The following is a 26,056-nucleotide window of genomic DNA, read 5'->3' as shown; positions in this document are numbered from 1 at the left end:
GACGACCATGAACAAGATTGGTTAATGCTTGGTGACCGCCGGGCGGGAAGTTACTTTCCGGCTTGCGCTGTTTCGCCTTCTTTTTTGGTCGCGAAAGAGGTCAGCGCCGACAGGAAATCGCCCATACCCGGCCGCCTGGCGGCAATGAAGGGCAGGGGTCGCGCCGTCTCCATCGCCGCAATGCCGATGCGCGCCGTCATCATGCCGTTGACGACGCCTTCGCCGAGTTTGGCCGAAAGCCGCGCGGCAAGGCCGTGGCCGACGATCTGCTGGACAAAGCTGTCGCCGACGGCGATCGAGCCGGTCACCGCCAGATGGGCGAGAACGCTGCGCGCCAGCCGGAAAAAGCCCAGTGTGCCCGGCCGGCCACCGTAAAGCTCGGACAGGCGGCGGATCAGGCGCCCCGCCTCGAACACGACATAGGCGACGTCGACCAGCGCCCGTGGGCTGACCGCCGTCACCAGGGACACACGCTTGGCCGCTTCCAGGATCATCACCTTTGCCCGTGCGTCGAGCGGCCCGAGAATCTCGGTTTCGGCCAGCCGCACCAGATTGCCGCCATCGATGATCTCGCCGCGCAATTCGGCCAGCGATCGTCTGCCTGCCGCCGTTTCGGGTTTGGCCGCGACAAAGGCCGAGAGTTCGTCGACGACGGCCCTTGCCGCCTTCGGATCGTCGCGCGCCACGGCATCGAGAGCCCGCTTTTGCAGCTTTTCGACCTCGGCCAGCCGGGCGATGGCCAGGAATTCGCGCACCAGCACGATCACCAGCGCCAGCACGGCGATCCCGGCCATTGCGGCCGCCAGCCAGCCCAGCCACTCTGCGCGCTCGAACAGGTCGCGAATGAGCTGGTCGGTCCACAGGCCGACGGCCAGCGAAACCAGCACGCCGACCGCGCCGAAAAACAGGCTGGCAAACAGCGAGCGCTTGCGCGGCACGGTCGCTGGCGGTGGTTCGGCAGCAATGATTTCGGGTTCGTCGAAGACGTCGATCTCGGCCGGCACGACCACGGCGCGCGGCTTGCGCGTCGGAAGCGGCTCGGCATGGCTGCGGGCCTGCTTCGGTTCGGCCGCCGGCTCGATACGGAAAGCTGCCGGTCTGCGGGGCGCGGTCATGCCAGATGGTCTCCGATCAGGAACTGCAGGGCGCGGTCGAGCCTGATATGCGGCAACGACAGCGTGACGCCTTCGGCGGTGCGTTCGAGCTTTGGCGGGCGAAAGCGCACGAAACGGATCGCCGGATCGTCGCTGCTTTGCCGATGGTCGGTTTCGGAAACATCGAAAACGGCATCAATTTTTTCCGGCAAGTCCCCGGGAAATATGGCGGTTTCGGTTTTGCCATCGAAGGTTTCGCCGTTGATTTTTTCGCCGTTCAGCGGCGTGCCGATGATAACTGGCAACGTCTCCCGGCCCTGCTTGACCGTGCCTTCGCGTGTCGCGCGCATAGCCGCCATGGCGACCACGTCGACATCGGCGCCGGTGAAATTTGCCCGCGCCACGGCCCGGTCGGCAAGCCGCCGCACGATCGCCTGCAGCCGGTCATGGCTTTCGTGATGCAGATGGTCGGCCTTGGTCGCAGCGACGAGAATGCGGTCGATGCGGCGTGAAAACAGGTCGGTAAGGAAATTGCCCCGGCCGGGGCGGAAGCAGGAGAGGATCTCGGTCACCGCACGTTCGAGGTCGGCCATCGCGCCAGGGCCGGCGTTCAGCGCCTGCATGGCGTCGATCAGCACGATCTGGCGGTCGAGGCGGGTGATATGTTCGCGGAAGAACGGCTTCACCACATGTGTCTTGTAGGCCTCGTAGCGCCGCTCCATCATCGCCTGCAGCGAACCGGAGCGCGGCCGCCGCTCGCTTTGAAGCAGCAAGGGCGCGAAGGTCAGCGCCGGCGAACCCTCGAGGTCGCCAGGCATCAGGAAACGGCCGGGGGGCAAGGTCGAGAGCGCCCGTTCGTCGAGCTTGCAGGCCTTGAGATAGGCGGCAAAGCTCTCGGCCAGCCGGCGCGCCGTCATCTCGTCGGCGTCGGCATTGGGGTCGATCGTCCCCGACAGGGCCCGCCAGTCCTGCGACAGGTCGACCCGCACCGGCAGCATCGCCATCTCGAAGGCTTCGCGCGAGAAATCGGCGAAGGATTTGCCGAGCAGCGGCAGGTCGAGCAGCCATTCGCCGGGGTAGTCGACGATGTCGACCGACAATCGGCCGCTGGAAAACATGCGGTTCCAGCCGGAGGCCGATTCATATTCGATGGTGAGCCTGAGTTCCGAAATGGCGCGCGTCGAGTCCGGCCAGATACGGTCATTGACCAGGACGGCGATATGGTCCTCGTACTGAAAACGCGGCACCGCGTCATCCGGCTGTTCCTCGAGGAAGGCCCGCGCGATGCGTCCAGACTTTTGCGCCTCGAACAGCGGCAGCCGCCCGCCGTGGATCAGATTGTGGACAAGAGCCGAGATGAACACCGTCTTGCCGGCGCGGGAAAGGCCGGTGACTCCGAGCCGCAGCGATGGCGAGAAAAGCCCACTCGCGCGCCCCGAGAGCGTATCCAGGGCAATTCTCGCTTCGTCGGTAAATGTCGTCAGCGATGATGCCAAAATCTGTTCTCTCGGGGCTTCCCTCAGCCCCGATATAGGCTCTGCGGCTCAAGTTTGAAATGGCGCCCGGGCTGGCCGGCTCCGCTCAGAGATCGGCGGGGGTCAGGAAGGCTTCGAGATAGCCGGCACCTTGCGCGGCCTCGGCGAGGGCGCCGTTAAAGCGGACGACGGCAAGGCCGGAGGTCGGGAAACCATGGTTCATGATGGCCCGCGCCGCCTCGTCGCCATTGCCGGAAACCGCCATGGCAAGGTCTTCCGTCATCGGATTGTGGCCGATGACCAGCAGCGAGCCGGGGCCGCCATTGCCGCGGATGATGCCCAGGTAACCGGCGGCGTCCTCGCTGTAGAGCGTGTCGAAGAACAGCACCCGGCCGGTATCGGTGTGGCCGGCGATGCCCTCCAGCGTTTGGCGCGCTCGCTTGGCATTGGAGCAGAGCGTGATATCGGGAATGTAGTTGCGGGCACGCATGGCTGTGCCCATCGTTTCGGCATCGGCAATGCCCGATGCGTCGAGCGGGCGGTCGAAGTCGCGCACGCCGGGCAGGGCCCAGCCAGCCTTGGCATGCCGCAACAGATACAGTCTGCTCACCGGACCCCCCATGGCGTGCTGCCTATCAAATGACACAATGGATTAGCCACGAGAACGGCCTGCCGCACAATGGGCGGCGGCACCCAAGCGCAACGAATCATGTGCGAATTCGCGCGCGCCCTTGCTGTGGAAGGCTTTGCCGCGCCTCGCCAGTACGGCATTAACAATTGCGTGAAACGCGCGCCGATTACGCTTGTGCAGCCCCCTCCGCGCGAATATATAAGCGCAAAATTTGGGGTTGTTGGGTGAGTCGAATGAACGATATCTCTACCGCCGATTACGTACCCTCCGAAGACGAGCCGTTCATGAACGAGCGGCAGAAATCTTACTTTCGCTTGAAGCTCGTCACTTGGAAGAACGACATACTGCGCGAAGCGCGCGAAACTCTCGAAATCCTGCAGCAGGAAAACGCCAACCACCCGGATCTCGCAGATCGGGCTTCTTCGGAAACCGATCGCGCCATCGAGCTTCGCGCCCGCGACCGCCAGCGCAAGCTCATTTCAAAGATCGATTCGGCGCTGCAACGCATCGATGAAGGCACTTACGGCTATTGCGAGGAAACCGGCGAGCCGATCGCGCTGAAGCGGCTCGACGCGCGCCCGATCGCGACCTTGTCGATCGAAGCGCAGGAGCGCCACGAGCGCCGCGAGAAAGTCTATCGCGACGATTGAGAGGCAGCCGCAGGGCAGCAATTCAAAAATGGCCGGGATTCCCGGCCATTTTTGTTTTTTGCCATGTCGTGACGGGCGGAAACCTCATCCGACGAAACGCTCATCCCTAAAGGTCATAAACAGGCGTTCAGCAAAGACGGGGCGACGTTTTTGAGCAGTACAACATCTGACGTGTGATTGGTGAAGCATGCAGCAGAGCCACCACACAGTCCGCACATTTCCTGAATGGCAAAACGCCATTGGCCGGGTCAAGCGCTGCCGGTAAATCCGGCCGATAACACCCGAAACATCAGAAAATGTCGCTTCAATCGTTATTATCCTCGATATCCATGTGACTTCGAAACCAGATCGTCATGCGCTTGGTTCAGCGCATCTCGTGGACCAGCGCACAGCCGTGCGGATTCAGTCCGCGTGTTGAAGTCGGGCCGTGTGTCGTCTCCGTGAAATTTCATCAATCCTGGAATAGGGACGGGAACCCGCCGTGCCGATGCTTGGGGAGATATCCCACGAGTCAAAGAAGCGGCTTGAAATAATGTATTTCGAGATCCGAATGCGGTTTCCTTCGCACATTCAGAAATCCCGTTTCTAGGCTCATGCAAATAATAGCTCCTAACCGTCGGTCGGTTAGCGAGGTATCGTCGTCCGTGAACGTCAACGCCATCGACTTCAGTTTTTGGTTCATCGGTGGCTCGCATGCTTTTTGCACGAACAGCGCCGCCAGCAACGATGCTGAAGTGCGGAAATCCGCGATCCATTCGGGCCTTTGACAGCCTACTCACCTGGAAGAAGACGCATGATAAAAATGATGGTTTCTGTTGCGGGCTCTTCTCTGGTCCTTCTGTCAACAATAGTCTCCGCCGCTGCAGAGGGAGATGCGGCCCAGGGACAAAAAGCGTTTCAGCGCTGTTCCGCCTGTCATTCGACCACCGACCAGATGAAGGTGGGACCTGGCCTCGGCGACGTGATTGGGCGCACCGCAGGCACGGTGGAGGGCGTCCGCTATTCGGCGGCCATGAAAGCATCAGGACTGGTGTGGGACGAGGCGACGCTGGATCGGTTCCTTGCAGCGCCCCGCGATGTCGTGCCGAAGACCACAATGACGATGGGCGTGCCCAAGGCTGAAGATCGGCAGAATATCATCGCCTACCTGAAGTCCCTATCCCAGTAGGGGCGATCGGCCCACACATGGCTGATTGTGGGCGAACTCACTTGGAAGGTGATGTCTCGCGCCCGACGAAACTGACGTGACTGTCCTTAAACACGCCTCGCATTCAGAAGCGGTGTTTCTAGCCACATGCAGTTTGCGCAATCTAATCCTCTGCCGCAGGCCTGGCTATCGTCGCCTGGAGAATAGGCATTTGGCCAACGGCACATGTTCATCTCTCGGGTTGGCGTTGGCACCCGCCTTGGTGACGATTGGTTCTAACGACCAACTGAAAAGCCTCCGGCAAGGAGCAGAGCCGAAGAAACTATAGGAGACCGACCAAGCTATGATCACACTGAATATCAACGGCAGTCAGCACGAGGTCGATGCCGACCCCGAAACTCCCGTCCTTTGGATCCTGCGTGATACGCTCGGCCTGACGGGAACCAAGTTTGGTTGTGGCGCAGCGCTTTGCGGCGCTTGCACAATTCATCTCGACGGGGAGGCTGTCCGCTCGTGTAGCACGCCTATTTCCGCTGCGGAGGGGGCGAAAATCACGACGATCGAAAAGGTGACCGACGGCACCGACCGCATTGGTGCCGCTGTTCATGCCGCTTGGGTGAAGAACGACGTGGTCCAGTGCGGCTACTGTCAGAGCGGTCAGATCATGAGCGCCACGGCGTTCCTCGCGTCCCTCCCAAAAGGCAAGCAGCCGACTGTCGCTGAGATCGATGCTGCAATGGAGGGCAACATTTGTCGCTGCGGAACTTATGTCCGTATCCGCGCCGCCATAGCCGACGCTGCCAGCATTCTCGTCTAAAGGAGACGCTCCGTATGTTGCCTAACCCGAACCTAGAATATAGCCAACTGCCGCGTGCCCTGCAGCACATGCTAGAAAAAGGACGCTCAACGGTTGTCCCGGCGATGCCGCGCCGGAGTTTCCTTAAAATGGCGGGAGCCGTCGGTTTGGCCGTCGGCGTTTTCCCCCATCTTGCCGCCGCGCAGTCCACCAACGCCGCTGACGCGGGCTTGAAGCCTACCGAGCAACCCTCAGCATTCGTCCAAATCGCGCCAAACGGCGAGGTGACGGTCACGATCAATCGATTGGAGTTCGGCCAGGGCGTTCAGACGGCATTGCCAATGATCCTTGCCGAAGAGCTCGACGCGGACTGGAGATTGGTGCGCAGCCAGCTCGGCACCAATGACGCGGCCTACGTCGATCCGCTTTTCGGCATGCACCTCACCGGCGGTTCGAACACGATCAAGAACAGCTTTACGCAGTATCGCGAACTCGGTGCCCGCGTCCGCGCCATGCTCCTTGCTGCGGCGGCCGCCCGCTGGAACCTGGAGGTTGCTACGCTGCGGACCGAGGCGGGTGCGGTCCTTGCCTCCGATGGTCGCAAACTCGGTTACGGTGAGCTCGCCGAGGCGGCCATGACCCTGCCGGTGCCCCAGAAGATTGCGCTGAAGGACCCCAAGGATTTCCGCATTATCGGCAAGCCCACGCAGCGTTTGGACGCAAAAGCCAAGAGCAGCGGTCAGCAGAGTTTTGGCATCGATTTCAAGCTCCCGGGACAACTGACGGCCGTTGTCGCTCGCCCACCGGTGTTCGGAGCGAAGATTGCCTCCCTGGACGACCGCGCGGCCCGTTCGATAACGGGCGTAAGAGCTGTTTTGCGGATTCCGTTGGACCGCGGTGCCGAGGGCGTAACTGTTATCGCCGACGGATATTGGCAGGCCAGCCAAGGCCGTAATGCCCTGAAGATAGAATGGGACACATCGGCGATTGAAAAGGTCGATAGCGAAAAGCAGCTTGCTCAGTTTCGCGAAATGGCGACTCGATCTGGCCCGCGCCATTTCGACGCGGATATGGCACCCATGGACACAGCACCGCTCACCTTGGATGCCGAGTTCGTGTTCCCGTATCTGGCTCACGCGGCCATGGAGCCGCTGAACTGTACGGTTCGGCTTTCCGACGATCGTGCCGAGATTTGGATGGGGAGCCAAAGTGCCGGGCTCGACGCCGGCGTTGCCGCGAACGTGCTCGGCCTCAAGCCGGAGCAGGTCGTGGTAAACGTGCTGACATCGGGCGGCGGCTTTGGTCGACGCTTCTCGAGCAGCAGCGACACGGCAATGGAGGCCTGCCAAATAGCCAAGGCCGCCAAGGCGGCAGGGATCGATGCACCGGTGCGCATGCTCTGGAGCCGCGAGGACGATATGAAGGGCGGCTACTATCGCCCGACGCACCTTCATCGTGCCCGCATCGGCTTTGACAAGCAGGGCAAAGTACTGGCTTGGGATCATACCATCGTTGGCCAGTCCATACTGACGGGAACGGTGTTCGAGCAATTCCAGGTGAAGAACGGCATCGATGCCGCCACGACCGAAGGAATGCGGAACCCTTACCCTCTTCCGATGCGCCTGACAGTGCATCATCCCGTTGCCAACGTGCCCGTTCTCTGGTGGCGCAGCGTTGGCTCCACCCATACGGCTTTCGTTATGGAGACCTTGCTCGACGATATAGCGCGCGCCACCGAGCAGGACCCGGTCGCATACCGTATGAAGATGTTTGGCGAGGAGCACACTCGTCATCGCGATGCCCTGCAACTCGCCGTGGACAGAAGCGGCTACGGCAGCAAGACCTTGGCGGAAGGCAGGGCCTGGGGCGTGGCGGTGCATGAATCCTTTTCGTCCGTGGTGGCATACGTGGTTGAAGCCTCCGTCGTCGATGGGCAACCGAAGCTGCATCGGGTCACCGCCGGGGTTCACTGCAATCTGGCCGTCAACCCCCGGACAGTCGAAGCACAGGTGCAAGGCGCGGCGATCATGGGTCTTTCAGCCTGCCTTGCGGGCTCTGAAATCACCCTCAAGGACGGTGTTGTGGAGCAAAGCAACTTCAGCGAATACACGGTGGCAAGGATAACCGATGTGCCGGAATTCGACGTCCACATCGTACCAAGCGCTGAAGCCCCGACAGGCATGGGCGAACCCGGCCTGCCGCCTTTGGCCCCCGCTTTTGCCAATGCCATTTCGCGGCTGACAGGCAAGCCGGTACGGCAGATGCCTTTCAACATCGTTTAGACCACCACAGGATGAACTGGTCTGGATCCCGTGCGCCCCAAAGCGAAGGCGCCGCACGGGACCAGGACGCACTTCATGGCGTTAGGTCCAAGCCCGCTCTAGCCTTTGAAACGAAGCGCTTCGACGAACAAGGCAAACGCTGCCGTGTGCTGACGTCTGCTCGGATAGTAGAGGTGATAGCCAGGGAAAGGCGCGCACCAGTCTTCCAGGATTCGGATCAGTCGGCCGTCCGCAATATGTTTCGAGACCTGATCTTCGAACGTGTAGGCGAGCGCCAGCCCGTCCAAGGCTGCGGCTTCCAGCATGAGTCCATCATTCAAAATGAGCGGCCCATTCATCCTGACTTGGAGTTCTTCTCCGTCGCGCTCGAACTCCCATGCGTACAATCCACCTCCAGTAGTCTGCCGGTAACTCACGCCCCGGTGTTCCCCGAGCTCGCGCGGTGTTTGCGGGATTTTGTGGTTCGCGAAGTAGGATGGCGACCCGACGACGGCCATACGCAGGTCCGGACCGATCCTGACGGCCACCATGTCTTTCTGGATCTGTTCACCCACCCGGATACCCGCGTCGAACCGGTCCGCCACAATATCGGTGAGGCCCTCGTCAAGGATGATTTCCATTTCGATATCAGGGTATTCCGCCAAGAACTTGGTGACGACGGGCCAGAGCACGCTTGTGGCGGCATAGCGAAACGTCGTGATGCGGATCGTACCCGCAGGCTTGTCGCGAAGTGCGGTGACGGCTGCGATTTCGCTTTCGATGTGATCGAACGCCGGACGGAGGTTTCGCAGCATGCGTTGCCCGGCGTCCGTCAGCGACAGGCTTCGGGTAGTGCGAGAGATCAGCCGCACCCCCAGCTTCTGCTCCAGCATCCTGACTGAATAGCTGACAGCGGATTGGGAAAGCCCCAGCTTGGCGGCCGCGCGTGTGAAACTGCCAGCCTCGGCGACGGCGATGAAGGCTGCAAGTTCGCTGAAATCACCCTGACGCATTTATCAATCCCATTTCTGACTTCATGCAGATTATAGCGACTAATCAATGTTTGTCGTCATCGTTATCTGTGCGTCTCACAGCCGTCGTAGCGGCGATCAAGAGAGACGTTTCACCATGCAGACCGCCCCCACACTCTTTGAACCATTTACCTTCGCCAATGGAATCACCTTGCGAAACCGGATCGTCATGGCTCCGATGACGACGTGGTCGGCGAACGACGACGGAACAGTGTCCGATGAGGAGGTCTTGTACTATCGCCGTCGGGTGAAGGACGTCGGTCTGGTTCTGACGGGCTGCACGCATGTCATGCCGAATGGCATCGGCTTCACGGGTGAATTTGCTTCCTATGACGACAGGTTCATGCCAAGCCTCCGTCGTCTGGCGGACGCTGCCAAAAGCGGAGGCGCGCCAGCCGTTCTCCAGATTTTCCACGCGGGCAACAAGGCCGTGCCGGACCTTATCCCTGGCGCGGACGTGGTTGGCGCGAGCGCGGTGCAGGTTCCTCCGGGCCTTTTCAATCCGGGCGGCGTTACACCTCGCGCGTTGGGCGATGCCGAAATCCTTGAAGTAATTTCCGCTTTCGGTGATGCGACCCGCCGAGCCATCGAGGCAGATTTCGACGGCATAGAACTCCACGGTGCTCACGGCTTCCTGATCCAGAATTTCTTCTCGCCACACTACAATCAACGCGACGACGCGTGGGGCGGCACGTTGGAAAACCGGATGCGGTTCCCGCTCGCCGTGGTCCGCGAAGTAAAGCGGGTCATCGCGAAACATGCGGAGCGACCGTTCCTTCTGGGATATCGGGTTTCGCCCGAGGAGCCGGAACAAGACGGCCTCCGCTTAAGCGACACCTGCGCCCTCATCAAGCATCTCATCGACTGCGGAGTGGACTACATCCATGCCTCGTTGTCGGAGGTGCTCCAAGCGAAGCCGGCCGAAGACACCGATAACCGTACCATCGCCGAACTCGTCGCCGCGAAAGTTGCCGGACGCGTTCCGGTTATCGCGGCTGGCCAGCTCAGAACGCCGCAACAGGCGAAGCGTGCGCTGGATATGGGCCTTTCACTCGTGGCGGTGGGTCAAGGGCTGGTGATGAACCCGGAATGGGTGGAGCTTTCGAAGCATGGCAACGGAAGACTGATCGAGACCGAGATCAGGACGACGAAAGTTCCTGAAATCGCCCTCCCGGCCAACCTCTGGGACCGCATTCAGTTCGCAACGGGCTGGTTCAGCATCAATGATGATCGCGAAGCGCCACGGCAGAAGGCCACTGCTTAGAGCGACGATAAATACCTGACAATCAAGGGAACTATCATGAACAAGGTATGGATGATCACCGGGGCCGGTCGAGGCATGGGCCTTGATTTTGCCAAGGCAGCGCTTGCCGCGGGCGATAAGCTCGTCGCGACTGGCCGCAATCCGGAGCGCGTCGCCAAGGCGATCGGCCCATCGGAAAATATGCTGGTTGTCACACTGGACGTGACCAAGCCGGCTGATGCCGAGGCCGCAGTCAAGGCGGCCGTTGAACACTTCGGTCGCATCGATATTCTGGTCAACAATGCCGCGAACTTCTATGCGGGCTATTTCGAGGAATTGACCCCGACCCAAATCGATCTGCAACTGGCCAGCAGTCTGATCGGCCCGATGAGCGTTACCCGCGCTGTCCTGCCTGTGATGCGTAGGCAAAGGTCCGGCCGGATCATCTCGATCTCCTCCACGGCCAGTTTGCTCGGCTTTGAATTCTGCAGCGCATACTCGGCCTCGAAGTTCGCTCTCGATGGCTGGATGGAATCGCTGCAGGGAGAAGTGGCCCCGTTCGGGATCGAAACGATGATCGTTAATCCGGGCTTCTTCCGTACCGAGCTCCTTACCGATGAATCCACACAGTACGCCCCGACTTCGATCAGCGACTATGACGAACGGCGCGGCCAGCATATGGCCTTCTGGAAATCCGCCAACGGACAGCAAAGCGGCGACCCCGCCAGACTCGCTGAAGCCTTGATTACCTTGGTAAATCAGCCGGAGCTGCCCCGCCGATTTGTCGCCGGAGCCGATGCCGTCGGCATGCTGGAACAGAAAATCGCGTTGCTGCAGCAGCAGATTGAAGCCCACCGGGAGTTATCGAGTTCACTCGGCTTCCAAATCAAGGCCTAGGTCGTCCTTGGTACTGCACCAACTGGGCCGCGCCGCAAATCTCGGCAATCTCTTTGGGCCGCCGATCGGAAGCACCGCGTGCTTGCCCCGGATGTCTGACGGATTGCGACGACTGAGACTTGCGGCTCGTGCATTGCCAGCAGCAATGTTTTGGATCGCAGGTCTCTGGCCTTTTATTTCTGATTATCGCTTCTGGCTGGCGAGTTCGCCGAGCAGCTTGGTCATCTCGTCATCGAGCGAAGCCGGAACTGTCGCTGCCGGCCTGCTTGCCGGCTTGCTGGCGTGCGAATCGTCGAGCGAGACCTCAAGTTCCCGCATCAGCGTGTCGTCGATCGACTCGCGCTTCGGTGGCGGCGGGGCCTGCCGGGCGGTATTGGCGGCCGCGCCATAAGCCGGCAGCGGTGTCACATTGCTCGCCTGGTAGGTTGGGGCTGGTTTTGGCGCCGGTGCTGCCTGGCGGGGCGGAAGGGCGGCCGGAGCAGCCTTTACCGGTTGCGGCGATGGCGCCTGTCTTGCGGGTGGAGCGGACGCGGGTTGTGCGGCGCGCGGACGCGGCGCCTGTTGCTGCTGGCCGCCATCGCCGGTCAAAGCCGGACGGCGTGGCGCCGCCAGCCTGATGTCGCGCTCGACCACAACGTCGGTCGGGCCGCCGATCAAAATGAGGTGTTCGATATCGTCACGACGGATGAGCACCAGCCGGCGGTGGCTGTCGACCGCGGTGGCGTCCATGACGGCCAGCCGCGTCTTGCGGTTCCTGCCGCCGGCAACGAAGGTGCCGAAGGTCAGGTTGCGGACCAGCCTGATGATGACGAGCACGATGACCAGCAGGACAAGGGCGGCAAACGTCCATAGCAGCGCTGCGGCATATCCAGGACCCGCCACGCTATCCAGCCACTGCATCGGTGCCCCCAAATCGGTTTTTGAAGTGGAAGCGACACTAGACCGTTGCGACCAGACACCGCAAGTTGCCTTCACGCTTCGTGAACAGCTTGAAACGCCGGCACGTCATTTTTATCCGACATTTGCCGCCAAGGCCTTTTCCGGATTAGGAGAATGTGATTCAACCGGCCGGGGCGGTGTCGGATATCAGGAATTCACGAGCAGGGGGCATATGGCCAGGGAAACGCGCGGCGATTTCTATCCGGTACCGATCGTCGACCAGAACACGCGGCCGGGCGCGGTTACCCGGCTCATCGTCTTCATCATCGTCCTGACCGGGGCCGCGATCGTTTTCGGCATTTTCCGAGAGCGTCTTGGCGATCCCTTCCTGCTCGGCATGCTGGGCGTGCTTGCCATGATCGGCGTCGGCTTCCTGTTCGCCACGGCCATCGGCTTCATTCAGATCGCGCCGCGGTCGACCGGCGACGAACTGTCGAAGGCCTTCGTCGATTCGATGTCGCAGGGCCTGATCGTCACCGACACCAAGGGCCGTGTCGTCTACGCCAACCGGGCTTATGCCGAGATGACGGGGGCTGCGTCGGCAGCCGACCTGAAGACAGTCGAAGGCCTGCTTTCCGATGTTCCGGAAGCCTCGGTGACCATATACCGGCTGGCCTCGGGCCTGCGCGACGGCCAGGCCGGCGACGGCGAATTCCGGCTGGCGCAGTCGATCCGGCCGGGCGCCGAACCAGGCGCACGCTGGTACCGGGCGCGGGCCCGCACCTTCAGCGTTCCCGGCCAGCGTCTGCCCATGCTCGCCTGGCAGCTTGCCGATATTTCCCAGGAACGGGCCGAGCAGGAACGTTTCTTCCTCGACCTGCAAAAGGCCATCGACCATCTCGACCACGCCCCGGCCGGCTTCTTCTCGGCCGACCAGGAGGGCCGCGTCACCTACATCAACGCCACGCTCGCCGAATGGCTGGGCATCGATCTCGCGAGCTTCACGCCTGGCGCGGTGACGCTGCCGGAAATCGTCGCCGGCGACGGCATGGCGCTGGTGCGCTCGGTCAAGGCCGATCCCGGCACCACCCGCAACGCGGTCATCGATCTCGATCTGACCACGACGACCGGCGAAGCGCTGCCGGTGCGCTTCATGCACCGGGTTTCGGCCAGCCGCGAGGGGACCAACGGCCCGACGCGTACAATCGTGCTCAACCGCACCCAGGGCGAGGATGCATCCGCCGACCTTCGGGCGTCGGAAGTGCGCTTCACCCGCTTCTTCAACTCGACGCCGATGGCGATTGCCGGCGTCGACGCCAGCGGCCGCATCCTGCGCACCAACGCGCCGTTCCTGTCGCTGTTTTCCTCCGTCGTTGACCGCGATGCCGTCGACCGCCGCGTGCGGCTGGATACGGTGATCCATGAGCGCGACCGCCCGGCCTTCGCCGCCGCCTTCGAGAAAGCGCGGCTGAGGCAGGCCGACATCGAGCCGATCGACACGCTGCTGCCCGGCAATGAGGAACGCCACATCCGCTTCTACGTCAACGCGGTCGCCGACGGCACCGGCGGCGAAGGGGCGGAGGAATCTGCCATCGTCTATGCCGTCGACACCACCGAGCAGAAAGCGCTCGAGGGCCAGATGGCGCAAAGCCAGAAGATGCAGGCGGTCGGCCAGCTCGCCGGCGGCATCGCCCACGATTTCAACAATGTGCTGACCGCCATCATCATGGCCTCGGACCTTTTGTTGACCAACCACCGCCCGTCGGACCCGTCCTTCCCGGACATCATGAACATCAAGCAGAACGCCAACCGGGCGGCCTCGCTGGTGCGGCAGCTCCTCGCCTTCTCGCGCAAGCAGACGCTGCGGCCGGAGGTGTTGAATCTCACCGACGTGCTTGCAGATCTCAGGATGTTGCTTGCCCGCCTGGTCGGCAACGACATCAAGCTCAAGGTCGACCACGGCCGCGACCTGTGGCCGGTCAAGGTCGACATCGGCCAGTTCGAGCAGGTGGTGGTCAATCTCGCTGTCAATGCGCGCGACGCCATGCCGGCCGGCGGCGAGCTCACCGTGCGCACCCGCAATGTCACCGCCGAGGAATGCAAGAGCTTTTCCTACCGCGAGCTCACCCCGGCCGACTATGTCCTGGTCGAGGTCGAGGACACCGGCTCCGGCATTGCGCCGGACGTGCTGAAGAAGATCTTCGAACCGTTCTTCACCACCAAAGAGGTCGGCAAGGGCACCGGCCTGGGGCTTTCGATGGTCTACGGCATCATCAAGCAGACCGGCGGCTTCATCTACTGCGATTCCGAAGTCGGCAAGGGCTCGACCTTCCGCATCTTCCTGCCGCGCCACATCGTCGAGGCGAAAAAGCCCGGCGACGCAAGCGAAGCGCCGGCAGCCCCGGTGAAAGCCGCCGACACCGCCAAGGATCTGTCGGGGTCGGCCACCGTGCTCCTGGTCGAGGATGAGGACGCCGTGCGCATGGGCGGCTCACGGGCGCTGACCTCGCGCGGCTACACCGTGCATGAGGCGTCCTCAGGCGTCGAGGCGCTGGAAGTCTTCGAAGCGCTCGGCGGCAAGGTCGATATCGTCGTGTCCGACGTGGTGATGCCGGAAATGGACGGCCCGACGCTGCTTGGCGAATTGCGCAAGCGCCAGCCCGACATCAAGTTTGTCTTCGTGTCCGGCTATGCCGAAGATGCCTTCGCCCGAAACCTGCCGCCCGACGCGCAATTCGGCTTCCTGCCGAAGCCGTTCTCGCTCAAACAACTGGCCACTGTCGTCAAGGACGTGCTTGAATCTTAGAGTCACCTAATTCACCGCTTGCGCAATGACGTGACGCTGCCATGATTGCAGGCGAAACGGGCGGCGGGTTTTGGGGAGCATGTCGTGACGCCGCACAACGAGGCAGCCAAGGGTGACTATGCCGCAACCGTGCTGTTGCCGGGCGATCCGCAGCGCGCCGAGTGGATGGCAAAGACGTTTCTTGAGGCACCGCGCTGGGTCAACCGCCGCAGGGGCGCGCTGGGCTTTACCGGCCTCTATCGCGGCCGGCCCATCAGCATACAGGCCACCGGCATCGGTGTGCCGTCCTTCCTGATCTATGTGCATGAGCTCCTGGATTTCCACGGCGTCAAAACGCTGATCCGCACCGGCACCTGCGGTGGCCTGACCGCCGGCGTGCCGCTGCGCTCCCTGGTGATTTCACAATCGGTGCGCGCCGAAAGCGAGCGAAGCGGCCAGGTCTTCGGCCTCTACGATGCCGCCGCCGGACCAGATCCGGGCCTGTTTGCGCACGCGCTGGCCCGCGCCGCTCAACTCGGCATCGACCATCGGGCAGGGCTGACCATCTGCAGCGATATATTCTATCACCCGGAAGGGCGCGCTCGATTCGCTGAAGCACAGGCGCTCGGCGCGCTCGCCGTCGACATGGAAACCAGCGCGCTCTACCGCATCGCGGCGCATTTCGGCGCCCGCGCGCTGTCGCTGCTGACCGTCGTCGACAACATCGTGACAGAGGAGCAGACGGCCTATTCCGAGCGCCAGGCGCTGTTCACCGACATGGCGCGGCTCGGGCTCGACGTGGCGGCAGAAGGCTAGCTTCTCATGCCGCTTCGCGTTTCGGCGCCAGCTCATCCATGTCGGGCCCAGGCGCACGACATCAAGAACCTGTTCGTGCCAGACGGCAGCCAGTTCACGACCGGGGGCGGCGGAAAACCCGACGCTGACGATCGTGTCGCTGGCGACCCGCCAGGCCGAATACATCGCATCGCAAATGTCGGCCAAGACGATCTGAGCCATCCTCCCCGACCGCTACGCGGAACGCGCATGGGCGCGTTCCGCACTTTTTTCTCCCGAGATTGACTAGGCGCCGACCGGCTGTCCGTCCTTGCGGCGGATGGCGACGACGGAAGGCCGTGGCAACTGGCCGTCTTTGAAGTCGGGCCACAGCGTCTGCACCTTGTCGAGCGTCTCCGCATCTTCCGCGGGGTGCTGCACCGACAGGAACAGCGTCGTTCCGTCTGGCGTGAAGCACGGCCCGGTTGCCTCGGCGCCGTGTGGGCAGGTGAACAGCAGTTTCGGCAGGCCGCGCGCCGCCCCCTCCGTGTCGACGCCATAGACGCCGTCCGGCAGGTCGAAATCATTGGCGCCGTCGGTCGCCACCCAAAGCCGGCCGGCCGGATCGAAGGTGATGTTGTCGGGGCAGACGAACCAGCCATTGTCCGACGTATCCGGATGGAAGGTGGCGCCGATCTTTGCGTCCTTTGGATTGCCGCAGAGCACGAACAGGTCCCAGGCATATTTTTCCGCCGTATGGTCGGCATCCGCGCCACGGCCGCCAGGCGGGATCAGTTCGACAATGTGGCCCCACAGGTTTTCGGGACGGGTGTTGGCCGGATTGACCTTCGACTGGTCGCGCTTCTTGTTCTTGGTCATCACCGCGTAGACGCGGCCGGTCACCGGATTGGTCTCGATGTCCTCGGGCCGGTCCATCGGGGTGGCGCCCAGCGCGTCGGCGGCGAAGCGCGCCTTCAGCAGCACCTCGGCCTGGTCGGCAAAGCCGTTCTCGGCGGTGAGCTTGCCCTGGCCGTGCACCAGCGGCAGCCATGTCATCGAGCCGTCGGCATCGAAGCGGGCGACCGACAGCACGCCGTCATCAAGCAGATCGGCACCGGCCGCCGGGTTGGCCTTGTCGTAGGCCTTGGCAGAGACGAAGCGGTACATGTATTCAAAATAATCGTCGTCACCCATATAGACGACGACGCGGCCGTCCTTGTTGAGGACGACGGTCGAGGCCTCATGCGACATGCGGCCAAGCGCGGTGCGCTTCACCGGCTTGGACTGCGGGTCGTAGGGATCGATCTCGACCACCCAGTCGAAGCGGTTGGCCTCGTTCGGCTCTTTGTCGAGGTTGAAGCGGTCATGGAAGCGGCCGCGGCCATAGATGTCGGATCCGTCAAAGCCATAACGGTCGAGAAGGTCGGCGGTCGGCGCTTTCTTTGGATCGCCGCCGAAAATGTCGGACACGCCTTCCTCGCAGGTCAGCACCGTGCCCCAGGGGGTGAAGCCGCCGCTGCAGTTATAGCTGGTGCCGAGCACCTTGGTGCCGGTGGCGTCGGCCGAGGTCTTCATCAGGGCATGACCTGCGGCCGGTCCGGAAACCGTCATTTCGGTGTTGGCCGTGATGCGGCGGTTGAGCGGGCTGTCGGCCACGGTTTCCCATTTGCCGTCCTTCAACTGCACCTCGACGATCGAGTGACCCATGGCTGCCATGCCGAGATCGACCTGTTCCTTGCTCATCGTCTTGCCGGCGTCGTCCTCGGTCATCCCTGGAAACATCACATTGGGCGAGATGTATTCATTGTTGACGCAGAGGAGGCCATGGTCGGAATTGACCGTGCCCTTGGGCAGCGGCATGAAGGCGATGTAGTCGCAATTGTAACCGAAGCGCTTTTCCTGCTCGTCGGCGGCAACCTTGTTGCCGTCGAACTCTGCCAGGCCGGCGGCAAGCGGATCGCCCCAACGCGCGACGATGGTGGTTCCATAGCCTTCGGCGGCGGCATGGGTCTTGTCGTAGACCCGCTTCAGTTCGGGAAAGCCGAGTGTCGACTGCGCTGCCGCGGCATGCGTTTCGCCGGCAAACAGTGAGCCGACGAAGCTGCCGCCGGCAAGCAGCGCGCCGGAGGCGACGCTGCCTTTCAAAACAGACCGGCGCGAGACGCGCTCGGCAATGATTTCGCGGATGACGGGGGAGGATGAAGACGGTGCGTTGGCCATGGTGTCTGCCTCTCAGGGTGGATGTTGCGGCGCACCGCTGCCTAGTCTGCTTCGGCAACATCCGCATGACATACATCCAGATGACATAAGAGAGAGAGAGAGAGAAAGAGAAAGAGAAAGAGAAAGAGAAAGAGAAAGAGAAAGAGAAAGAGAACAGTTTCGAGACCGTACAGATGGCGACCTATGGCGGGCAGCTTTCTTCAACCGCAATTATCGCGGCGCGGCCGCCAAAGGTACGATGTTCTGGTTGAGGCGGAACCGATTGGTCGGATCAACACGGGATTTCAATCGCCTCAATCGATCATATTTAACGGCCCCATAGGCGCCCGCCGCGATGGCGGTATCGGCCTGTTCGTTTATGTAGTTTGCCTGCATCGACGGATCGGCCATTTGTTCGGCGGCAGCCCTTCCCCAGGCAATACAGCGCTCGTCGTCTGCCGGATTGTCCCATACGGGCTCCGCAATCCAATAGTACCCGGCCTGCCTGCCGGAGTAAGCGGTGGCCTCTTCCGCCACATCCGAAACAGCGCCCCCAAGTTGCGTCACATAGAGTTCAGAATCCGGTGTTGGCGCGGTGACGGTCTGCTGGACCATGGCGTCCACCGCCTCGCCGCTGATCTCCTGCCAAAACCCACCTTTTGCGTAATACCGGCGCGACCAGGCGAAATGAACGTCGTTGCGGCTTTGCAGTTCAATGAACGGCATGGCGCCCATCGCTCCCTCGCCAGCGCCAGCAAGCTCGCCGAAAGGTGAGAGCATCTGCTCCGCATGCCTGCTGTCGCCGATCCAGACGGCCGTCACGCCCAAGCTCATTGAGGCCAATGTGAAGGCAACCGAGAACTCTCGCGGGCGTTGTCGAGCCAAATCGCCCAGGGCGGTAATCGCCCGCCGCGCGCTGGCAAATGGGTAGCTCCACTGGCCAACCGACACCGGGCCAAGCTGATGCAGTTTGAACCTGAAGCGAGTGACGACGCCGAAGTTCCCGCCGCCACCTCGGATGCCCCAGAAAAGTTCAGGATCCGAGTCCGCATCTATCCAGGTGACACTGCCGTTGGCGGTCACGATCTCGGCCCCAATCAGGCTGTCGATCGTCAGTCCGTAGGCGCGGCTGATACGACCCATGCCGCCGCCAAGGGTGAGGCCTGCGACCCCGGTGTGAGAAATGACGCCCGCCGGAACCACATACCCCTCTGGAACTGTCGCTCCATCGAGATCTCGCAGCATGGCTCCGCCGCCGGCCTCGACTGTTCCGGCGCCTGCGTTCAGCAGGGTGGAATTGAGTTGCGACAGATCGAGCAGAAGCCCGGCGTCACAAGTCGACAGGCCCGGGAAGCTGTGTCCGCCTGCCCGGACCGCAAGGACCGCATCGCAACTTGCCGCGATGTCGATCGCCTTTCGAACGTCGTCGACATTTTCTGCGTATAGTACAGCCGAGGGCTTTCGATCGACGACACCGTTCCATACGCTTCGGGCACGATCATAGTCCCGATCGCCAGGCATAATCAGCGGCCCGCGACATTTGGCCAAGGCGAGCTTTCTTCGCAGCACGTCGGACATTCGAGCCCCCCGCTCCAAGCGACCCGCAAACGGTATCACGCGTTTGCCCGACGCGGAATAGTCAGCGAAGTCATCAGGACTGCCTCCGAGAGCCGGCCGATTGGCCTGCTCAGCCCTTGGTGCAGGTCGAGGCGGTGAAGGCGCCGTCGGGTTGCTTCAGGATGATGTCGAATGACGGGGTGGTCTCGCCGTCCAGCGTCGCTTGCGTCATCGAGACGGAGTTGCCGCCGCTGGTGTAGCCGCCCAGCGGGCCGAGCCAGGTGATCTCGCCATTGGCATTCATCTGATAGTTGTAGCCCTGCGACGCGGTGCCGAACGTCACCGGGCCGCTATAGACATTGCCCTTGATGGTGATGTCGCCGAGGTTGAGGAAGGCGCCGAGCAGGTAGACTTCGCAGTGATAGGTGCCGTCCGGCAGCTTGCCATCGCTGAAATCGGCGCGCGCGCCGCCGTTCGTTGCCATCAGCAGCAGGAAGCCGGAAATGCAGGAGATGCGGGATGTCATCGGGTCACTCGTTTGCGGGATGAGCTTGCCCCATTTTTGCGCCGTGCCGCAATATTGTTCGTCCGCATGCCATTGGCGGAGTTCAAAATCTAGGCAGTTGTCATACTTGGGCAAAACTTGGGCAAAAGCCTTGTGCGCTGCGCAAATTTCCCTCAGTCAATCTTTAACCGGCTGCCTTTGTTTTCTTTAGGCTAATATAATAGGAGCCTGATAACGTTGTGCTATTCCCCTTTTTCCGAGCGGGCCTTTGCGTTTGGCACGGCTGTTGCATTGCAGTGTAGCGGTGCAATCAACTAGCTGGGGAGTCTTCGGTATGAGGGGTAATTTCGCGACAATAACAAAAATGTTTTCGGCCGGCGTGGTCGCTGCCGGCCTGTCGATGTCGTCTCCGGCCAAGGCCGCCGAAGACACGATCAAGGTCGGCATTCTGCATTCGCTGTCGGGGACCATGGCGATTTCGGAGACGACGCTGAAAGACGCCATGCTGATGCTCATCGAAGAGCAGAACGCCAAGGGTGGCCTGCTCGGAAAGAAGCTGGAAGCGGTCGTTGTCGATCCGGCGTCCAACTGGCCGCTCTTCGCCGAAAAGGCGCGCGAGCTGATCTCGAAGGACAAGGTCGCGGCCGTGTTCGGTTGCTGGACCTCGGTGTCGCGCAAATCGGTGCTGCCGGTGTTCTCGGAACTCGACAACATCCTGTTCTATCCCGTCCAGTATGAGGGCGAGGAAAGCGAGCGCAACGTGTTCTACACCGGCGCCGCACCGAACCAGCAGGCGATCCCCGCTGTCGATTACCTGATGAGCGAGGACGGCGGCTCGGTGAAGCGCTGGGTGCTGGAAGGCACTGACTATGTCTATCCCCGCACCACCAACAAGATCCTCGAGGCCTATCTGAAGGCCAAGGGCGTCGCCGCTGAAGACATTATGGTCAACTACACGCCGTTCGGCTTTTCCGACTGGCAGACCGAAGTCTCGGCGATCAAGAAGTTCGGCTCCGCCGGCAAGAAGACCGCCGTTGTCTCGACGGTCAATGGCGACGCCAACGTTCCCTTCTACAAGGAGCTCGGCAACCAGGGCATCAAGGCCGAGGACATCCCGGTCATGGCCTTCTCGGTCGGCGAGGAAGAACTGGCCGGTCTCGACACCGCGCCGCTGGTCGGCCATCTCGCCGCCTGGAACTACTTTGAGAGCGTCGACACGCCCGAAAACAAGAAGTTCATCGCCGACTGGCACAAGTTCATCAAGAATGACAAGCGCACCACCAACGACCCGATGGAAGCCCACTATATCGGCTTCAACATGTGGGTGAAGGCGGTTGAGAAGGCCGGCACCACCGATCCGGACAAGGTCATCGACGCCATGGTCGGCGTGTCCGTGCCGAACCTCACCGGCGGCTATTCGACGATGATGCCGAACCACCACATCACCAAGCCGGTGCTGATCGGCGAGATCCAGGCCGACGGCCAGTTCGAGACCGTGTCGCAGACGCCCGGCCTCGTGATGGGCGACGAATGGTCCGACTATCTGCCTGATTCCAAGGACCTGATCTCCGATTGGCGCGCGCCTCTGTCCTGCGGCAACTTCAACGTCGCCACCGGCAGGTGCGGCGGCAAGGGTACGAACTGATCCCTCCCGGGGCTTCGTGTCGCAGAGTGGCCTCACGACACGAGACCGCGGCCCGGGCGAACCTATCGCGGTTCGCCCGGGCAAAAACCTCAAACCTTTGCGAAGCTTTCGGAAGACGATGACCCTATTGCGTGCCCTAGGTCTGATGCTGGTGTTCCTGGCGGCAAGCCTGTTGCCCTCGAACGCAGCCGAATCCGATCTGCGCGCCATCATCGCCAAATTCGCCACCGGCACCGGCTTCTCCGCCACCGAGGCCGTGGTGCGCGAGCTTGCCGCCACCGGCGATCCGCTGGTTGAACGGCCGCTTGCCGCACTTGCCGACGGCAATCTCTATATCCGCAAAGCCGATTCCCTGGTCTTCGTCGGCAATGAGGCCGGCGACAGCGTCGCGCTACTCGACCCGCTGAGCGGCGAAAAGACCGGCGATGCCGCCAAGGCTGACCTCACCAAGATCAAAGTCAACAACACGCTGCGCCGCGTCATCCGCGATGCGCTTGGCACGCTGACGCTGCGCGCCAAGGATCCGGCGGTGCGCATTGCCGCCGCCGACACTATGTTCAAGACGCCCGATGCCGCCAACATCGAGCCGCTCGACGCGGCCATCGCCGCCGAGACCGACGCCAAGGTCAAAGCGCTGTTCGAACAGGCGCGCGCCGCATCGGTGCTGGTCTCCGACAAGCCCGAGGCCGACAAGCTTGCGGCCATCGCGCTCATCGGCGCGCGCGGCGATCGCGATGCGCTGTCGCTGCTCACGTCGGTGGAAGCCAATGCGCAAGGCGCGGTCAAGGATGCGGCGACAGCAGCAATCGCCAGCATCAATTCGAGCTTGGCGCTGTGGGATGCCGGCCAGAACATCTGGTACGGCATTTCGCTCGGCTCGGTGCTGCTGCTTGCGGCCATCGGCCTTGCCATCACGTTCGGCGTCATGGGCGTCATCAACATGGCGCATGGCGAGATGGTCATGCTCGGCGCCTACACCACCTTCGTCGTCCAGCAGGTGATCCGCACCTCATTTCCAGGCCTGTTCGACTGGTCGCTGGTCATTGCGCTGCCGCTCGCCTTTCTGGTTGCCGCTTCTGTCGGCCTCATCATCGAGCGCGGCGTCATCCGCTTTCTCTACGGCCGGCCGCTGGAAACGCTGCTCGCGACATGGGGCGTCTCGCTGGTCCTGCAGCAGGCGGTGCGCTCGATCTTCGGGCCGACCAACCAGGAGGTCGGCAATCCCTCCTGGATGTCGGGCTCGTTCGATGTCGGCCAGTTGGCCATCACCTGGAACCGGCTCTGGATCCTGGTCTTCGCGCTTACCGTCTTCGGCGTTCTGCTCTATGTCATGAAGCGCACGCCCTGGGGCCTGCAGATGCGCGCCGTCACCGCCAACCGCCGCATGGCCGCCTCGATGGGCATCCGGACGCCCTGGGTCGACGCGCTGACCTTTGCGCTGGGGTCCGGTATTGCCGGCATCGCCGGCGTCGCGCTCAGCCAGATCGACAATGTCTCACCCAATCTCGGCCGCGGCTACATCATCGACAGTTTCATGGTCGTCGTCTTCGGTGGCGTCGGCAATCTCTGGGGCACGCTCGTCGGCGCCTTCTCGCTCGGCATCGTCAACAAGGTTCTGGAACCCTATGCCGGCGCCGTGCTCGGCAAGATCGTCGTGCTTGTCCTGATCATCCTGTTCATCCAGAAGCGCCCGCGCGGCCTGTTCGCGCTCAAGGGCAGGGCGGTGGAAGCATGATCACCGGACGCTTCTTCGCCGCCGGTGCGGACCGCCGCATCGCCATCACCATTTTCATCCTGCTGGCTGCCGCCATCATCGTGCCGCTGCTCAACCTCGCTGTGTCGCCGACCAGCGCGTTCTATATTCCGCCTTACATCGTCGCGCTCACCGGCAAATATCTCTGCTACGCGCTGCTCGCCTTGGCGCTCGACCTGGTCTGGGGCTATTGCGGCATCCTTTCGCTCGGCCACGGCGCCTTCTTCGCGCTCGGCGGCTATGCGATGGGCATGTACCTGATGCGCCAGATCGGCTCGCGCGGCGTCTACGGCAATCCGATCCTGCCCGACTTCATGGTGTTCCTGAACTACAAGGAACTGCCCTGGTTCTGGACCGGTTTCGACCATTTCTGGTTCGCCGCCATCATGGTGCTGGCGGTGCCCGGCCTGCTTGCCTTCGTCTTCGGCTGGTTCGCCTTCCGCAGCCGCGTCACCGGCGTCTATCTCTCCATCATCACCCAGGCCATGACCTATGCGCTGCTGCTCGCTTTCTTCCGCAACGACATGGGTTTCGGCGGCAACAACGGCCTGACCGATTTCAAGGACATTCTGGGCTTCAACGTCCAGGCCGACGCCACGCGTTCGGCGCTGTTTGCCGCCAGCGCGGTGATGCTGGCGCTTGCCGTCTTCATCACCTGGGCAATCGTCGGCTCCAAATACGGCAAGCTGCTGATGGCTGTGCGCGATGCCGAAAGCCGCACGCGCTTCCTTGGCTGGCGGGCGGAGAACGTCAAACTGTTCGCCTTCACTGTCTCGGCCGTCATGGCCGGCATTGCCGGCGCGCTTTACGTGCCGCAGGTCGGCATCATCAATCCCGGCGAATTCGAGCCGTCCAACTCGATCGAGGTGGTGATCTGGGCAGCCGTCGGCGGGCGCGGCACCATTGTCGGCCCGATCGTCGGCGCGCTGCTCGTCAATGCCGGCAAATCCTGGTTCACCGGCGTGCTGCCCGAATTCTGGCTGTTTGCGCTGGGCGGCCTGTTCGTCGCCGTCACCCTGTTCTTGCCCAAGGGCATCGTCGGCATGTGGGATTCTTGGCGCGGTAACGCTCGGGCGATGCGCGCGGCATCGCTGGCTGAAGAGGCTGGCACGGATGCCGAAGTCGTGTCGCCGAAGATCGTGCGGGCAGCGGCGCGGACCGCCGGCGAGTGGTCGTCTTCCGCTGCCGAACCGCAGCCGGCGGAGTAGAGCGATGTCGAAATCCAACACCATCCTCTATCTCGACGGCGTCTCGGTCTCCTTTGACGGTTTCCGCGCCATCAACAATCTCTCGCTTGTGCTCGACAAGGGTGAGATGCGCGCCATCATCGGCCCTAACGGCGCCGGCAAAACGACGATGATGGACATCGTCACCGGCAAGACGCGTCCCGACGAGGGCGAAGTGTTCTTCGACGGCCAGGTCGATCTCACCCGCCACGACGAGGCCGAGATCGCCATGATGGGCATCGGCCGCAAATTCCAGAAGCCGACCGTCTTCGAAAGCCACAGCGTCGAAGACAATCTGATGCTGGCGCTGAAGGGACCGCGCTCGATCTTCCCGGCGCTGTTCCATGGCCGCTCGGCCGGCGAGGCGCGGCAGATCGACGACATTCTCGGCGTCATCCGGCTCGGCGACAAGCGTCACGATCTGGCGGCCAATCTCAGTCACGGTCAGAAGCAGTGGCTGGAGATCGGCATGCTCTTGGCGCAGGACCCGAAACTGCTTCTGGTCGATGAGCCGGTCGCCGGCATGACCGATGCCGAGACCGTGGAAACCGCGCGCCTGCTCAAGGACATTGCGCGCGACCATTCAGTCATCGTCGTCGAGCACGACATGCATTTCGTGCGCGAACTCGGCGTCAAGGTCACCTGCCTGCATGAGGGCTCGGTGCTGTCGGAAGGCTCGCTCGATTTTGTTTCGGCCGACGAGCGCGTCGTCGAAGTCTATCTGGGGAGATGAGCATGGTGTGGCGGGTGCAATTCCATCGCTTCGACCTGTCGTACCTCCGCTTCTGGAAAAGGCGCTGACATGCTCGAAGTTTCCAATGCCACGCTCCACTACGGCGCCGCCCAGGCGCTGCGCGGCGTGTCGCTGAAGGCGGGAGCCGGCAAGATCACCTGCGTGCTCGGCCGCAACGGCGTCGGCAAGACCAGTTTGATGAGATCGATCGTCGGCCACCACCGGCTGACGAGCGGAAGCGTTGCCTTCGAGGGGAAGGCGCTCGACCGGAGCGCGGCGTATGATCGCGCCCGGTCGGGCATCGCATTCGTACCGCAGGGCAGGGAGATCTTTCCCCTGCTGACGGTACGCGAGAACCTGGAGTCGGGCTTTGCGCCCTTGAAGCGCGCCGACCGCAACGTGCCTGCGCATGTCTTCGAACTGTTCCCGGTGCTGAAGCAGATGCTGGGCCGCCGCGGCGGCGATCTCTCCGGTGGCCAGCAGCAGCAGCTCGCCATCGGCCGGGCGCTGGTGATGCGGCCGAAACTGCTGGTGCTGGATGAACCGACCGAAGGCATCCAGCCGTCGATCATCAAGGATATCGGCCGCGCCATCCGCTATTTGCGCGATCAGGCAGGCATCGCCGTGCTTCTGGTCGAGCAATATCTCGATTTCTGCCGCGAGCTCGCCGACGAGGTCAACATCATGGACCGCGGCCAGATCGTCCATACCGGCCCGGCGCAGGATCTCGACCGCGCGGATGTCAGGAAGTTTCTGACGGTGTAGCGCGTCGGGT

22 protein-coding genes and 1 pseudogene are annotated in these 26,056 nt (G+C 62.4%); 15 read left to right on the top strand and 8 right to left on the bottom strand.

Going from position 1 to position 26,056, the window contains the following annotated elements:
* Nucleotides 1-50 precede the first annotated feature (50 nt).
* From ACWTU9_RS09065 to ACWTU9_RS09055, 3 genes are all read right to left on the bottom strand, one after another.
* Complete coding sequence (locus tag ACWTU9_RS09065; protein WP_455858000.1) at nt 51-1,115, bottom strand: YcjF family protein; 1,065 nt, start codon at nt 1,113-1,115, stop codon at nt 51-53.
* The gene (locus ACWTU9_RS09060) at nt 1,112-2,590 is read right to left on the bottom strand and encodes a YcjX family protein (protein WP_455857999.1); all 1,479 of its coding nucleotides are present in this window, start codon (nt 2,588-2,590) and stop codon (nt 1,112-1,114) included. Before ACWTU9_RS09060 ends, ACWTU9_RS09065 begins: the two co-directional genes overlap by 4 nt.
* A gap of 85 nt (nt 2,591-2,675) precedes the next feature.
* The gene (locus ACWTU9_RS09055) at nt 2,676-3,179 is read right to left on the bottom strand and encodes a SixA phosphatase family protein (RefSeq protein ID WP_455857998.1); all 504 of its coding nucleotides are present in this window, start codon (nt 3,177-3,179) and stop codon (nt 2,676-2,678) included.
* A gap of 254 nt (nt 3,180-3,433) precedes the next feature.
* Here ACWTU9_RS09055 and dksA point away from each other — a divergent pair, with 254 nt between their 5' ends.
* From dksA to ACWTU9_RS09030, 5 genes are all read left to right on the top strand, one after another.
* A complete protein-coding gene (gene dksA / locus ACWTU9_RS09050) occupies nt 3,434-3,850 on the top strand; it encodes an RNA polymerase-binding protein DksA (protein WP_112395407.1) in 417 nt (138 codons plus the stop codon).
* A gap of 644 nt (nt 3,851-4,494) precedes the next feature.
* Nucleotides 4,495-4,617, top strand: a complete 123-nt coding sequence (locus ACWTU9_RS09045) for a hypothetical protein (protein ID WP_455857997.1) — start codon at nt 4,495-4,497, stop codon at nt 4,615-4,617.
* Between the two features lie 26 nt (nt 4,618-4,643).
* Nucleotides 4,644-5,018 carry a c-type cytochrome gene (locus ACWTU9_RS09040; protein ID WP_455857996.1) on the top strand — a complete coding sequence of 125 codons (375 nt, stop codon included), beginning with the start codon at nt 4,644-4,646 and terminating at the stop codon, nt 5,016-5,018.
* 322 nt (nt 5,019-5,340) lie between these two features.
* Nucleotides 5,341-5,814 carry a (2Fe-2S)-binding protein gene (locus ACWTU9_RS09035; protein WP_455857995.1) on the top strand — a complete coding sequence of 158 codons (474 nt, stop codon included), beginning with the start codon at nt 5,341-5,343 and terminating at the stop codon, nt 5,812-5,814.
* Nucleotides 5,815-5,828: 14 nt separating this feature from the next.
* Nucleotides 5,829-8,075: a molybdopterin cofactor-binding domain-containing protein gene (locus ACWTU9_RS09030; protein ID WP_455857994.1), complete on the top strand. Its 2,247-nt coding sequence runs from the start codon at nt 5,829-5,831 to the stop codon at nt 8,073-8,075.
* Nucleotides 8,076-8,173: 98 nt separating this feature from the next.
* Here the strand turns inward: ACWTU9_RS09030 and ACWTU9_RS09025 are convergent, their stop codons facing one another.
* Nucleotides 8,174-9,067, bottom strand: coding sequence for a LysR substrate-binding domain-containing protein (locus ACWTU9_RS09025; RefSeq protein ID WP_455857993.1), 894 nt, complete (start codon nt 9,065-9,067; stop codon nt 8,174-8,176).
* A gap of 115 nt (nt 9,068-9,182) precedes the next feature.
* Here ACWTU9_RS09025 and ACWTU9_RS09020 point away from each other — a divergent pair, with 115 nt between their 5' ends.
* Complete coding sequence (locus ACWTU9_RS09020) at nt 9,183-10,349, top strand: NADH-dependent flavin oxidoreductase (RefSeq protein WP_455858269.1); 1,167 nt, start codon at nt 9,183-9,185, stop codon at nt 10,347-10,349.
* Between the two features lie 36 nt (nt 10,350-10,385).
* Nucleotides 10,386-11,225 carry an SDR family NAD(P)-dependent oxidoreductase gene (locus ACWTU9_RS09015; RefSeq protein WP_455857992.1) on the top strand — a complete coding sequence of 280 codons (840 nt, stop codon included), beginning with the start codon at nt 10,386-10,388 and terminating at the stop codon, nt 11,223-11,225.
* Between the two features lie 183 nt (nt 11,226-11,408).
* On the opposite strand, the gene ACWTU9_RS09010 is transcribed toward ACWTU9_RS09015, so the two are convergent.
* A complete protein-coding gene (locus ACWTU9_RS09010; protein WP_455857991.1) occupies nt 11,409-12,125 on the bottom strand; it encodes a hypothetical protein in 717 nt (238 codons plus the stop codon).
* A 211-nt stretch (nt 12,126-12,336) separates the two neighbouring features.
* Here ACWTU9_RS09010 and cckA point away from each other — a divergent pair, with 211 nt between their 5' ends.
* The 3 genes and pseudogenes from cckA to ACWTU9_RS08995 form a co-directional block, all read left to right on the top strand.
* A complete protein-coding gene (gene cckA / locus ACWTU9_RS09005; protein WP_455857990.1) occupies nt 12,337-14,910 on the top strand; it encodes a cell cycle histidine kinase CckA in 2,574 nt (857 codons plus the stop codon).
* A gap of 84 nt (nt 14,911-14,994) precedes the next feature.
* Nucleotides 14,995-15,705 (top strand): purine-nucleoside phosphorylase, encoded by a 711-nt coding sequence (locus ACWTU9_RS09000; protein WP_455857989.1) that lies wholly within the window; start codon nt 14,995-14,997, stop codon nt 15,703-15,705.
* A gap of 48 nt (nt 15,706-15,753) precedes the next feature.
* Nucleotides 15,754-15,901: pseudogene (locus ACWTU9_RS08995) on the top strand (GMC oxidoreductase); the annotation flags it as partial.
* 68 nt (nt 15,902-15,969) lie between these two features.
* Here the strand turns inward: ACWTU9_RS08995 and ACWTU9_RS08990 are convergent.
* The 3 genes from ACWTU9_RS08990 to ACWTU9_RS08980 all read right to left on the bottom strand — a co-directional run bounded on the left by ACWTU9_RS08990 (nt 15,970) and on the right by ACWTU9_RS08980 (nt 19,945).
* Complete coding sequence (locus tag ACWTU9_RS08990; RefSeq protein WP_455857988.1) at nt 15,970-17,883, bottom strand: PhoX family protein; 1,914 nt, start codon at nt 17,881-17,883, stop codon at nt 15,970-15,972.
* Between the two features lie 210 nt (nt 17,884-18,093).
* Nucleotides 18,094-19,440 carry an FAD-binding oxidoreductase gene (locus ACWTU9_RS08985; protein WP_455857987.1) on the bottom strand — a complete coding sequence of 449 codons (1,347 nt, stop codon included), beginning with the start codon at nt 19,438-19,440 and terminating at the stop codon, nt 18,094-18,096.
* A gap of 109 nt (nt 19,441-19,549) precedes the next feature.
* The gene (locus ACWTU9_RS08980; RefSeq protein ID WP_455857986.1) at nt 19,550-19,945 is read right to left on the bottom strand and encodes a hypothetical protein; all 396 of its coding nucleotides are present in this window, start codon (nt 19,943-19,945) and stop codon (nt 19,550-19,552) included.
* A gap of 313 nt (nt 19,946-20,258) precedes the next feature.
* On the opposite strand from ACWTU9_RS08980, the gene urtA reads away from it, so the two are divergent.
* The 5 genes from urtA to urtE all read left to right on the top strand — a co-directional run bounded on the left by urtA (nt 20,259) and on the right by urtE (nt 26,046).
* Nucleotides 20,259-21,569, top strand: coding sequence for an urea ABC transporter substrate-binding protein (gene urtA / locus ACWTU9_RS08975; protein WP_112561521.1), 1,311 nt, complete (start codon nt 20,259-20,261; stop codon nt 21,567-21,569).
* 118 nt (nt 21,570-21,687) lie between these two features.
* Nucleotides 21,688-23,304: an urea ABC transporter permease subunit UrtB gene (gene urtB, locus ACWTU9_RS08970; RefSeq protein WP_455857985.1), complete on the top strand. Its 1,617-nt coding sequence runs from the start codon at nt 21,688-21,690 to the stop codon at nt 23,302-23,304.
* Entirely contained in the window at nt 23,301-24,530 is a 1,230-nt protein-coding gene (urtC, locus tag ACWTU9_RS08965; RefSeq protein ID WP_455857984.1) for an urea ABC transporter permease subunit UrtC, read from the top strand. Before urtB ends, urtC begins: the two co-directional genes overlap by 4 nt.
* Before the next feature lie 4 nt (nt 24,531-24,534).
* A complete protein-coding gene (gene urtD / locus ACWTU9_RS08960; protein WP_455857983.1) occupies nt 24,535-25,281 on the top strand; it encodes an urea ABC transporter ATP-binding protein UrtD in 747 nt (248 codons plus the stop codon).
* A gap of 69 nt (nt 25,282-25,350) precedes the next feature.
* Nucleotides 25,351-26,046, top strand: coding sequence for an urea ABC transporter ATP-binding subunit UrtE (gene urtE, locus ACWTU9_RS08955; RefSeq protein WP_142876834.1), 696 nt, complete (start codon nt 25,351-25,353; stop codon nt 26,044-26,046).
* Nucleotides 26,047-26,056 lie beyond the last annotated feature (10 nt).

Source organism: Mesorhizobium sp. 128a (assembly GCF_053848025.1).
Note: the sequence above shows the minus strand (reverse complement) of the source record. Positions and strands in the feature narration are given on the sequence as shown.

Coding starts and splice junctions, on each gene's coding strand:
- ACWTU9_RS09030 (WP_455857994.1), top strand. CDS start 5,829: ATGTTGCCTAACCCGAACCTAGAATATAGCCAACTGCCGCGTGCCCTG.
- ACWTU9_RS09035 (WP_455857995.1), top strand. CDS start 5,341: ATGATCACACTGAATATCAACGGCAGTCAGCACGAGGTCGATGCCGAC.
- ACWTU9_RS09015 (WP_455857992.1), top strand. CDS start 10,386: ATGAACAAGGTATGGATGATCACCGGGGCCGGTCGAGGCATGGGCCTT.
- ACWTU9_RS08990 (WP_455857988.1), bottom strand. CDS start 17,883: ATGGCCAACGCACCGTCTTCATCCTCCCCCGTCATCCGCGAAATCATT.
- ACWTU9_RS08980 (WP_455857986.1), bottom strand. CDS start 19,945: ATGACATCCCGCATCTCCTGCATTTCCGGCTTCCTGCTGCTGATGGCA.
- urtC (WP_455857984.1), top strand. CDS start 23,301: ATGATCACCGGACGCTTCTTCGCCGCCGGTGCGGACCGCCGCATCGCC.
- ACWTU9_RS09065 (WP_455858000.1), bottom strand. CDS start 1,115: ATGACCGCGCCCCGCAGACCGGCAGCTTTCCGTATCGAGCCGGCGGCC.
- urtA (WP_112561521.1), top strand. CDS start 20,259: ATGAGGGGTAATTTCGCGACAATAACAAAAATGTTTTCGGCCGGCGTG.
- ACWTU9_RS08985 (WP_455857987.1), bottom strand. CDS start 19,440: ATGTCCGACGTGCTGCGAAGAAAGCTCGCCTTGGCCAAATGTCGCGGG.
- dksA (WP_112395407.1), top strand. CDS start 3,434: ATGAACGATATCTCTACCGCCGATTACGTACCCTCCGAAGACGAGCCG.
- ACWTU9_RS09020 (WP_455858269.1), top strand. CDS start 9,183: ATGCAGACCGCCCCCACACTCTTTGAACCATTTACCTTCGCCAATGGA.
- ACWTU9_RS09025 (WP_455857993.1), bottom strand. CDS start 9,067: ATGCGTCAGGGTGATTTCAGCGAACTTGCAGCCTTCATCGCCGTCGCC.
- urtD (WP_455857983.1), top strand. CDS start 24,535: ATGTCGAAATCCAACACCATCCTCTATCTCGACGGCGTCTCGGTCTCC.
- ACWTU9_RS09040 (WP_455857996.1), top strand. CDS start 4,644: ATGATAAAAATGATGGTTTCTGTTGCGGGCTCTTCTCTGGTCCTTCTG.
- urtE (WP_142876834.1), top strand. CDS start 25,351: ATGCTCGAAGTTTCCAATGCCACGCTCCACTACGGCGCCGCCCAGGCG.
- urtB (WP_455857985.1), top strand. CDS start 21,688: ATGACCCTATTGCGTGCCCTAGGTCTGATGCTGGTGTTCCTGGCGGCA.
- ACWTU9_RS09010 (WP_455857991.1), bottom strand. CDS start 12,125: ATGCAGTGGCTGGATAGCGTGGCGGGTCCTGGATATGCCGCAGCGCTG.
- cckA (WP_455857990.1), top strand. CDS start 12,337: ATGGCCAGGGAAACGCGCGGCGATTTCTATCCGGTACCGATCGTCGAC.